This is a genomic window from Methylopila musalis (assembly GCF_042679725.1).
GTDB classification, from domain to species: domain Bacteria; phylum Pseudomonadota; class Alphaproteobacteria; order Rhizobiales; family Methylopilaceae; genus Methylopila; species Methylopila musalis.
Genome location: NZ_JBHTMX010000114.1, coordinates 1 through 9,158, shown reverse-complemented (window position 1 = coordinate 9,158; position 9,158 = coordinate 1). Strand labels below are relative to the sequence as shown.

The 9,158-nt window shown below is 69.6% G+C and carries 12 protein-coding genes; 11 read left to right on the top strand and 1 reads right to left on the bottom strand.

Annotation, left to right across the window (positions count from 1 at the left end; genetic code table 11):
- The 3 genes from pabB to ACFQ4O_RS11985 form a co-directional block, all read left to right on the top strand.
- Positions 1 to 929, top strand: a 929-nt coding sequence (gene pabB / locus ACFQ4O_RS11995) for an aminodeoxychorismate synthase component I (protein ID WP_378775929.1), incomplete at its 5' end; no start/stop codon positions are given.
- Complete coding sequence (locus tag ACFQ4O_RS11990) at positions 926 to 1,519, top strand: anthranilate synthase component II (RefSeq protein WP_378775928.1); 594 nt, start codon at positions 926 to 928, stop codon at positions 1,517 to 1,519. The genes pabB and ACFQ4O_RS11990, both read left to right, overlap by 4 nt.
- Positions 1,507 to 2,439, top strand: a complete 933-nt coding sequence (locus ACFQ4O_RS11985) for an aminotransferase class IV (protein ID WP_378775927.1) — start codon at positions 1,507 to 1,509, stop codon at positions 2,437 to 2,439. The genes ACFQ4O_RS11990 and ACFQ4O_RS11985 overlap by 13 nt, the downstream gene beginning before the upstream one ends.
- On the opposite strand, the gene ACFQ4O_RS11980 is transcribed toward ACFQ4O_RS11985, so the two are convergent.
- Complete coding sequence (locus ACFQ4O_RS11980) at positions 2,357 to 2,857, bottom strand: invasion associated locus B family protein (RefSeq protein ID WP_378775926.1); 501 nt, start codon at positions 2,855 to 2,857, stop codon at positions 2,357 to 2,359. The genes ACFQ4O_RS11985 and ACFQ4O_RS11980 overlap by 83 nt on opposite strands.
- A 342-nt stretch (positions 2,858 to 3,199) precedes the next feature.
- Between ACFQ4O_RS11980 and coxB the strand changes: the two genes are divergently transcribed.
- The 8 genes from coxB to ACFQ4O_RS11940 all read left to right on the top strand — a co-directional run.
- Positions 3,200 to 4,054 (top strand): cytochrome c oxidase subunit II, encoded by an 855-nt coding sequence (gene coxB / locus ACFQ4O_RS11975; protein WP_378775925.1) that lies wholly within the window; start codon positions 3,200 to 3,202, stop codon positions 4,052 to 4,054.
- Positions 4,055 to 4,085: 31 nt separating this feature from the next.
- A complete protein-coding gene (gene ctaD, locus ACFQ4O_RS11970; protein WP_378775924.1) occupies positions 4,086 to 5,690 on the top strand; it encodes a cytochrome c oxidase subunit I in 1,605 nt (534 codons plus the stop codon).
- A 202-nt stretch (positions 5,691 to 5,892) separates the two neighbouring features.
- Positions 5,893 to 6,861 (top strand): heme o synthase, encoded by a 969-nt coding sequence (cyoE, locus tag ACFQ4O_RS11965; RefSeq protein ID WP_378775923.1) that lies wholly within the window; start codon positions 5,893 to 5,895, stop codon positions 6,859 to 6,861.
- 5 nt (positions 6,862 to 6,866) lie between these two features.
- Positions 6,867 to 7,031: a hypothetical protein gene (locus ACFQ4O_RS11960; protein ID WP_378775922.1), complete on the top strand. Its 165-nt coding sequence runs from the start codon at positions 6,867 to 6,869 to the stop codon at positions 7,029 to 7,031.
- A 10-nt stretch (positions 7,032 to 7,041) separates the two neighbouring features.
- A complete protein-coding gene (locus tag ACFQ4O_RS11955; RefSeq protein WP_378775921.1) occupies positions 7,042 to 7,632 on the top strand; it encodes a cytochrome c oxidase assembly protein in 591 nt (196 codons plus the stop codon).
- 68 nt (positions 7,633 to 7,700) lie between these two features.
- Positions 7,701 to 8,537, top strand: coding sequence for a cytochrome c oxidase subunit 3 (locus ACFQ4O_RS11950; protein WP_378775920.1), 837 nt, complete (start codon positions 7,701 to 7,703; stop codon positions 8,535 to 8,537).
- 97 nt (positions 8,538 to 8,634) lie between these two features.
- On the top strand, positions 8,635 to 9,009 hold the full coding sequence (locus ACFQ4O_RS11945; protein ID WP_378775919.1) for a DUF983 domain-containing protein: 375 nt from the start codon (positions 8,635 to 8,637) through the stop codon (positions 9,007 to 9,009).
- Positions 8,922 to 9,158, top strand: a 237-nt coding sequence (locus ACFQ4O_RS11940) for an SURF1 family cytochrome oxidase biogenesis protein (RefSeq protein ID WP_378775918.1), incomplete at its 3' end; no start/stop codon positions are given. The genes ACFQ4O_RS11945 and ACFQ4O_RS11940, both read left to right, overlap by 88 nt.

Here is a 9,158-nt window from a genome sequence, read left to right as displayed (position 1 = left end):
GGCTGGCCCGGCCCGCGCCGGCCGCCGCGCCCGCCCAGCCCGCGGCCCCGCTGCTGTTCCGCTCCAATTTCGACCGCGCGGCCTATGTGCAGGCGATCCGCGCCTGCGTGGACTACGTGCTGGCGGGCGACATCTTCCAGGCCAACATCGCCCAGCGCTTCCTCGCCGACCTGCCGGCGGACTTCGACCCCTGGGCCTTCTACAGGCGCCTGCGCCGGCGCAACGCCGCGCCCTTCGGCGCCTATCTCGCCTTCGGCGATCTGGTGGTGGCCTCGTCCTCGCCCGAGCGCTTCGTCTCGGTCACGGGGGACCTCGTGGAGGCGCGCCCCATCAAGGGCACCACCAAGCGCTGGGCCGACCCCCATGCGGACGGCGCCTCGTCCCGCGTTCTGCTGGCGTCCGAGAAGGACCGGGCCGAGAACGTGATGATCGTCGATCTGCTGCGCAACGACATCTCGCGGGTGAGCCGGCCGGGCGCGGTGGAGGTGCCGACGCTCTGCGGGCTCGAGACCTACGCCTCGGTGCATCATCTGGTGTCGGTGGTGACGGGGCGCCTGCGCGAGGGGCTCGGCGTGATCGACCTGCTGCGCGCGAGCTTCCCCGGCGGCTCCATCACCGGCGCGCCGAAGCTTCGGGCCATGGAGATCATCACCGAGCTGGAGCGCCACGCCCGCGGCGTCTATTGCGGCTCCATCGGCTGGATCGGCTTCTCCGGCGACGCGGACTTCAACATCGCCATCCGCACCGCCACCATCGCCCGGGGCAAGGCGGTGTTCCAGGCGGGCGGCGGCATCACGGCGCTGTCCGACCCGGCGGCCGAGTATGACGAGACCCTGACCAAGGCCCGCGCGGTGTTCGAGGCCTTCGGCGGCGTGCTGGACGAGGCCGGGGCGGACCGGCCCCGCGCCACGGCGGGAGGCCTGCGGTGATCCTCGTCGTCGACAATTACGACAGCTTCGTCTTCAACGTGGCGCGCTACTTCGAGGAGATCGGCCGCGAGGTCCGGGTGCTGCGCAACGACGCGCTCACGGTCGAGCAGGCCGAGGCGCTGGCCCCCGAGGCGATCGTGATCTCGCCCGGCCCCTGCACCCCGACCGAGGCCGGCGTCTCGCTGCCGCTGATCCGCGCGCTTTCGGGCCACGTGCCCATCCTCGGGATCTGCCTCGGCCATCAGGCGATCGGCGAGGTGTTCGGCGGCAAGGTCGTGCGCGCCCGCCGGCCGCTGCACGGCCGCGCCTCCCGCGTCGCCCATGACAGGACCGGCCTGTTCGAGGGCCTGCCGAACCCGCTCGCGGTCGGGCGCTACCATTCGCTGATTGTGGAGTTCGACGACGGCTACGCCGGGCCGCTCGAGGTGACCGCGCGCTCGGAGGAGGGCGAGGTCATGGCGCTCCAGCATGTGGAGCACCCGACCTTCGGCGTGCAGTTCCATCCGGAATCGATCCTGACCGAGAACGGCCACGCGCTGCTGCGCAACTTCCTCGCGGCGGCGAAGCGGCGGCAGGCATGCCGCGTCTGAACGGACAGGCGGTCGGAGACACGGCGCCGTTCGACCTCGCCGATCGCGGGCTGACGCTGGGCGACGGCTTGTTCGAGACCATTGCCGTGTTCGGCGGCCGTCCCGCGGCGCTCGGCCTTCATCTCGACCGGCTCTGCGCCGCCGCCGCCGAGATTCGCCTGCCCGTGGACCGCGCCGCGCTGGAGCGCGAGGTTCTGGCGCTCGCGGGCGAGGGCGACGGGGTGATCCGGCTCACCGTCACCCGCGGGGCCGGCGCCCGGGGGCTTGCGATTCCCGAGGCGTCCGCGCCCGCCGTGATCGCGGCGCGGGGCGCGTTTCCGCCGAACGCGCTGTTTTCGCCCATGCGGCTCGCGACCGTCGCCGTCCGTCGCAACCCGAGCTCCTTCGTCTCCCGCGCCAAGACCCTGTCCTATCTCGACAGCGTGCTGGCCCACGACGCCGCCCGCCGCGCCGGCGCCGACGACGCGCTGATGCTCAACACGGCCGGCCGCGTCGCCTCCACGGCCATGGCCAACCTGTTCGCGGTGATCGGGGGAATCGTGGTCACGCCGTCGCTGGACGAGGGCGTTCTGCCGGGCGTGACCCGTCGCCTGACGCTCGCCGCGTGCCGGGAGCAGGGAATTCATGTGGAGGAACGGCCGCTTGAACTACACGAGTTCGTCAGCGCGGACGCGGCCTTCGCCGCCAACAGCGTCCGGCTGCTGATGCCCGTGCGGGCGATCGACGAAAACGTGATGCCGGACGGGACGCATCCGATCGTCGCCCGGCTCACCGCGGCGGTGGCCGCGAGCTGCGGCGCGCCGCCGCCGGCGTCAGGCGCGCCGGCCAAAGGCCGCGTCAGGGCAGGGCGTCGAAGCCCGGGCCGAATCCGTTCAGCGACACCGGCACGCCGATGCCCTTCTCGGGCGTTTGGAAGATGATGAAAGTCGCGCTCTTGCCGTTGCGGAACTGGTTCACCAGCGGGTCCTCCAGCACCACCTCGGCAACGCAGCCGTTGGTGAGGCAGCGCACAAAGCCGGCGCGGCCGACCTCGGTCTGGTCGATGCGCAGGCCGAGCCCCGAGGGCAGCAGGACGCCGAGCGGCGCCAGCACCCGCAACAGCCGGCTCTTCTTGTCCGCGGTCTTCAGCACGATGACCGTGAGGCCGACGTTCGGCATGTCGTCGGCGGTCACGCTCTGCACCAGGGCGCACTGCTCGCCCTGGGCGCCGGCGGGCGTGTCGCAGCGCATCTGCCAGTCGCCGTGGGTGGCTTTCACGGCCCCCTGGGCATGGGCGGCTGCGGGCGCGAGCGCGGCGAGGGCGGCGACGGCGAGCGCCGCCAGTCGATTGCGTTGCACGGGCTGATGCTCTCCGGGATGGGGACCGCTGCGGGGTACCAGAGCGGCCCGGTCTGTCAAGCGAGGACGGCCTCCAAAGCCATGCGCGCCGCGCGCGGCCTTCGCGCCTTTATGCCGCACGGCGCCTTCGGGGGCCACATTGAGCTTTCGCAATCTTTATGTTTTCAAAGGTGCGGCGAAAACTGGGCGGCTCCGGCCGCGCGGTGGATTCGCGATCGCGCGGCCAGCGCGCCGTCGCGACTACGACCAATGACGGATATGCCGCGCCGTGACGGTGCGTGATGACAAGCACGACGGGCGTGGACGCGTCCGCGATAGGGAAGAGACGAGGGGCAGGCCACAATGCTTCCATCCGGACGTCTGACGTCGCTCATGATTTCGGCCGCGGGCCTGCTCGCAGCCTCGCCGGCGCTCGCGGGCGACGGTCAGCCCTCGCCGTGGCAGCTCGGCTTCCAGAAGGCGGCCTCGCCGATCTTCGAGCAGATCCACTCCTTCCACAATTTCATCCTGGTCATCATCGTCCTCGTCACGCTGTTCGTGCTGGCGCTGCTGGTCTACTGCGTGGTCCGCTTCAACGAGAAGTCGAACCCGGTTCCCTCCAAGACCACCCACCACACCATGCTCGAGGTGGTGTGGACGATCGCGCCGGTGCTCATCCTGGTCGTGATCGCGATCCCGTCTTTCCGCCTGCTCTACGCCCAGTACACGCCGCCGCCGGTCGATCTGACCATCAAGGTTGTCGGCCGCCAGTGGAACTGGGACATCGTCTATCCGGACGCGAACGAGCTGACGCTGACCGCCGTGATGCTTCAGGACAGCGAGCTCAACGGCAAGCCGCGCTTGCTCGCGGTGGACAACGAGGCCGTGGTTCCGGTCGGCAAGGTGGTCCACGTGGACGTGACCGCCGAGGACGTGCTGCACTCCTTCGCCCTGCCGGCCTTCGGCGTGAAGGTGGACGCGGTGCCCGGCCGCCTGAACTCCACCTGGTTCCGCGCCGACCGCGAGGGCGTCTATTACGGCCAGTGCTCCGAGCTCTGCGGCCAGGACCACGCCTTCATGCCGATCGCCATCCGCGTGGTGAACGAAGACCTCTACAAGCGCTGGCTCGAAGCGGCGCAGAAAGACACTGACGAAGCGAAGAAGCTGCTCGAGGCGTCCGTGAACGGCGCCGCCGCGACCAACGTCGCGCAGCGCTGACGCCGAACGAGCACGAGGGAGACACCAGGCCATGGCCACTGCGGCGCACGGGATGACGCACGCGTCCCACGACCATCCGACCGGATGGCGGCGTTACGTCTATTCGACGAACCACAAGGACATCGGCACGATGTACCTGATCTTCGCGATCTTAGCGGGGATCATCGGCGGCGCGCTGTCGATCGGCATGCGGCTCGAGCTCCAGGAGCCGGGCATGCAGATCTTCACCAACCCGAACACCTTCAACGCCTTCACCACCGCCCACGGCCTCATCATGATCTTCTTCATGGTGATGCCCGCGGTGATCGGCGGCTTCGCCAACTGGTTCGTGCCGCTCATGATCGGCGCGCCGGACATGGCGTTCCCGCGCATGAACAACATCTCGTTCTGGCTGCTGATCCCGGCGCTCGGCCTGCTGCTGATCTCGCTGTTCGTGCCCGGCGCGCCCGGCTCCCACGGCGTCTCCGGCGGCTGGACCATCTACCCGCCGTACTCCACCAGCGGTCAGCCCGGACCGGCGATGGACTTCGCGATCCTCGGCCTGCACATCGCCGGCGCGTCGTCGATCCTCGGCGCCATCAACTTCATCACCACCATCTTCAACATGCGCGCCCCCGGCATGACGCTGCACAAGATGCCGCTGTTCGCCTGGTCCGTGCTGGTCACCGCCTTCCTGCTGCTGCTGTCGCTGCCCGTGCTCGCCGGCGCCATCACCATGCTGCTGACCGACCGCAACTTCGGCACCACCTTCTTCTCGCCCGCCGGCGGCGGTGACCCGATCCTCTACCAGCACCTGTTCTGGTTCTTCGGCCACCCGGAAGTGTACATCCTGATCCTGCCGGGCTTCGGCATCATCAGCCACATCATCTCCACCTTCTCCCGCAAGCCGGTGTTCGGCTATCTGGGCATGGCCTACGCCATGGTGGCGATCGGCGTGGTCGGCTTCGTCGTGTGGGCCCACCACATGTACACGACCGGCGTTTCGGTGAACACGCAGGCCTACTTCGTGTTCGCGACCATGGTCATCGCGGTGCCCACCGGCGTGAAGATCTTCTCGTGGATCGCCACCATGTGGGGCGGCTCCATCTCGCTGCGCGTGCCCATGATCTGGGCGATCGGCTTCATCTTCCTGTTCACGCTCGGCGGCGTGACGGGCGTGGTGCTCGCCAACGCCGGCATCGACCGCTCGCTGCACGACACCTATTACGTGGTGGCCCACTTCCACTACGTGCTGTCGCTCGGCGCCGTGTTCGCCATCTTCGCGGGCTGGTACTACTGGTTCCCGAAGATGTTCGGCTACATGTACAACGAGACCGTGGGCAAGGTGCACTTCTGGGTCACCTTCGTGGGCGTGAACCTGGTGTTCTTCCCGCAGCACTTCCTCGGCCTCGCCGGCATGCCGCGCCGCTACGTGGACTATCCGGAGGCCTTCGCCGGCTGGAACTTCGTGTCCTCGATCGGCTCCTACATCTCGGCCTTCGGCGTGGTGATCTTCCTCTACGGCGTGTTCGAGGCCTTCTCGAAGAAGCGCGTCGCAGGCGACAACCCGTGGGGCGAGGGCGCGACGACGCTGGAGTGGACCCTGTCCTCGCCGCCGCCGTTCCACCAGTTCGAGACCCTGCCGCGCGTCAAGTGACGCGACGGGCCTTAAACGCCGCTCCCGAAACGGGCGTCGCTCAGGGCCTCAGGGCTCCCGCCGCGCGCGGCGGAGAGCCGAGACCTTCTCCGGGCGGCCGCTTCGCCGCCCGGAACCGCTTGGGGCCGGAGCCGTCGCCGCCCGACGGGTCCCGCATCGGCCGGACGCTGCTCCGGCCGCCAGATCGAGGCTTCGCCTGCGCATGACCTTCGCCCACGACGACACCGTCGCCCAAACCGCCGTCCCGGCCCTGCCCGGACCGAGCCTCGCCGGCGTCGAGGACTACATCGCGCTGCTCAAGCCGCGGGTGATGTCGCTGGTGGTGTTCAGCGCCCTGGTCGGCATGGTCGCCGCGCCGTCGGGCCTGCATCCCGTGCTGGCCGCGATCGCGCTGCTGTGCATCGCGGTGGGCGCGGGCGCCTCGGGCGCGCTCAACATGTGGTGGGACGCGGACATCGACGCCGTGATGACCCGCACCGCCAACCGCCCTGTGCCCGCAGGCCGCATGACGCCGGGCGAGGCCTGCGCCTTCGGCGTGGTGCTGTCCGTGGGCTCGGTGCTGATGCTCGGGCTCGCCTCCAACTGGCTGGCGGCCGGCCTGCTCGCCTTCACCATCTTCTTCTACGTGGTGATCTACACCATGTGGCTGAAGCGCTGGACGCCCCAGAACATCGTCATCGGCGGGCTCGCGGGCGCCATGCCGCCCATGGTCGGCTGGGCCGCCGTGTCGGGCGAGGTCAGCCTGCACAGCGCGCTGCTCGTCGCCATCATCTTCATGTGGACGCCGCCGCATTTCTGGGCGCTCGCTCTGATCAAGTCGGACGACTACGCCCGCGCCGGGGTGCCCATGCTGCCCTGCGTCGCCGGCCCCGACGAGACCCGCCGCCAGATCCTGCTCTACGCGCTTGCGCTCGCGCCGCTCGGCGTCGCCCCGGCGCTGGTCGGCCTCGGCGGCTGGCTTTATCTCGCGCTCTCCACGGTCCTCGGTCTCGGCTTCGTGCTCCGCGCGGTCGCGGTCTACCGCCGCCGCGAGGGCGAGGCGGCCCGCAAGGCCGCCGGCGGCCTGTTCGGCTTCTCGCTGGTCTATCTGTTCGCGGTGCTCGCGGCCGTGCTGGTGGAGAAGCTCGCCGGCCTGCCGCCGCTGCCCTCCGTGCTTCCGGGCTGGATGTGACCGCCATGGCCGACAAGCCGGAGCCGGGCGTGGTCCTGACCGACGAGCAGAAGCGCCAGCGCGGCCGCCGCAACGTGGCGATCGCCGTCACGCTCGGCGTGCTGGTGGTGCTGTTCTGGGTGATGACCATCGTGCATCTCGGCGGCAACGTCCTGAACCGGCCGCTGTGAGGAGACGCCCGTGACCGAGCCCGCGCCCTCCGCCGACCTGAACCGCCGCCATGGCCGCGTGGCCTTCGCCTGCGTCGCCTTCGTGGGGCTGATGGTGGGCGCGGCCTACGCCGCGGTGCCGCTCTACGACATGTTCTGCCGCGCCACCGGCTTCGGCGGCACGCCGCAGGTGGCCGCCGCCGCGCCGGCCGAGGCGCTGAACCGGGAGATCACCGTGCGCTTCGACGCCAATGTGGCGCCGGGGCTCGACTGGTCGTTCCGGCCGGAGGTGACCAACGTCCGGGTCAAGGTCGGCGAGACCAAGCTGGTGCTGTTTAAGGTGAAGAACCGCTCCGACCAGGAGCTCGCCGGCACCGCCACCTACAACGTGACGCCGGAGACCACGGGCCGCCACTTCGCCAAGCTGCAGTGCTTCTGCTTCAACGAGCAGGTGCTGAAGCCGGGCGAGGAGATGGACATGCCGGTGGCCTTCTTCGTCGATCCCTCCATCGCGGACGACCGTGAGCTCGACCGCGTGAGCCGGATCACGCTGTCCTACACCTTCTTCCCTGCGAAGGCGCCGCGGCTGACCTCCGCAGGGACCGAACGACCCAAGCTCTGAACGAGATCCTTCCGCCGACGGGCGCCCGACGACGCGGACGAGACGAAAAGCATAAAGGGGAGACGTCAATGGCCGACGCCCACGCCAAGCACCACGATTACCATCTCGTCGATCCAAGCCCGTGGCCGTTCCTGTCGTCGATGGCGGCCTTCGCCACCGCGATCGGCGCGGTGGTGTGGATGCATGGCGGCACCCCGTGGGTGTTCGCCGGCGGCTTCGTCTTCCTGCTCTACACCGCGATCGCGTGGTGGGCGGACGTGATCAAGGAGGCCCATTCCGGCTTCCACACCCGCGTGGTGCAGCTGCACCTGCGCTACGGCATGATCCTGTTCATCGCCTCCGAAGTGATGTTCTTCGTCGCCTGGTTCTGGGCCTTCTTCGACGTGGCGCTGTTCCCGAACGAGGCGCACCAGTTCCTGCGCGCCGAGCACACCGGCGGCGTTTGGCCGCCGAAGAGCATCCAGACCTTCGACCCCTGGCACCTGCCGCTGCTCAACACCATGATCCTGCTCACCTCGGGCACGACCATCACCTGGGCGCACCACGCGCTGGTGCACGGCGACCGCAAGGGCCTGAAGCAGGGCCTCGCGCTCACCATCCTGCTCGGCGTGCTGTTCAGCGTCCTGCAGGCGGTCGAGTATCACGAGGCCACGTTCTCGTTCTCCGAGAACATCTACGGCGCGACCTTCTTCATGGCGACCGGCTTCCACGGCTTCCACGTGATCGTCGGCACCATCTTCCTGGCGGTCTGCCTCGCGCGCGTCCTCAAGGGCCACTTCACCCCGAAGCAGCATTTCGGCTTCGAGGCGGCGGCCTGGTACTGGCACTTCGTGGACGTGGTGTGGCTGTTCCTGTTCGCCGTGATCTACGTCTGGGGCGCCGGCCCGAACGTCGCTTCCCACTGACGCGTCACGCGTCGTACCCTCCCGAAGCCGCCGGCCGATCGCCGGCGGCTTCGTCGTTTCCGGCCCCATAGGGCCGCGCTCGAAAGGCGAGATCGCCATGGCTGATCCGACCGGCTCCATTCCCGCCGCCGTGCTGCGGGGCGCGGCGGGGCGCTGCCCCGATTGCGGCAAAGGGCGGCTGTTCGATGGCTTCATCGCGCTGCGCCCGTCCTGCGAGGCGTGCGGGCTGGACTACGGCTTCGCCGACGCCGGCGACGGCCCGGCGGTGTTCGTGACGCTGATCGGCGGCTTCCTCACGCTCGGCTTCGCGCTCTGGCTCGAATTCGCGTTCGAGCCGCCGTTCTGGGTGCATCTGGTGGTGTCGCTGCCGGCGGTGGTGGTGGTGTGCCTCGGGCTGCTCCGGGTGATGAAGGGCGTGCTGATCACGCTCCAGCGCCGCAACGCCGCCGCCGAAGCGCGGCTCGAGCGCTGACGGTGGCCGCAGGTTCCGTCGCCCGCCGCGTCGCCGTGGTCTTCGCCGCGACGCGCGCCGCCTTCGCGCTGCCCATCGGGCTCGGCAGCTGGCAGCTCCAGCGGCTCAAGTGGAAGACCGAACTGGTGGCGCGCATCGAGGCCCGCACG

Bases quoted from the DNA above. Each gene is read 5' to 3' on its own strand.
- ACFQ4O_RS11985 (WP_378775927.1), top strand. From the start codon at position 1,507: ATGCCGCGTCTGAACGGACAGGCGGTCGGAGACACGGCGCCGTTCGAC.
- coxB (WP_378775925.1), top strand. From the start codon at position 3,200: ATGCTTCCATCCGGACGTCTGACGTCGCTCATGATTTCGGCCGCGGGC.
- ctaD (WP_378775924.1), top strand. From the start codon at position 4,086: ATGGCCACTGCGGCGCACGGGATGACGCACGCGTCCCACGACCATCCG.
- cyoE (WP_378775923.1), top strand. From the start codon at position 5,893: ATGACCTTCGCCCACGACGACACCGTCGCCCAAACCGCCGTCCCGGCC.
- ACFQ4O_RS11960 (WP_378775922.1), top strand. From the start codon at position 6,867: ATGGCCGACAAGCCGGAGCCGGGCGTGGTCCTGACCGACGAGCAGAAG.
- ACFQ4O_RS11950 (WP_378775920.1), top strand. From the start codon at position 7,701: ATGGCCGACGCCCACGCCAAGCACCACGATTACCATCTCGTCGATCCA.
- ACFQ4O_RS11945 (WP_378775919.1), top strand. From the start codon at position 8,635: ATGGCTGATCCGACCGGCTCCATTCCCGCCGCCGTGCTGCGGGGCGCG.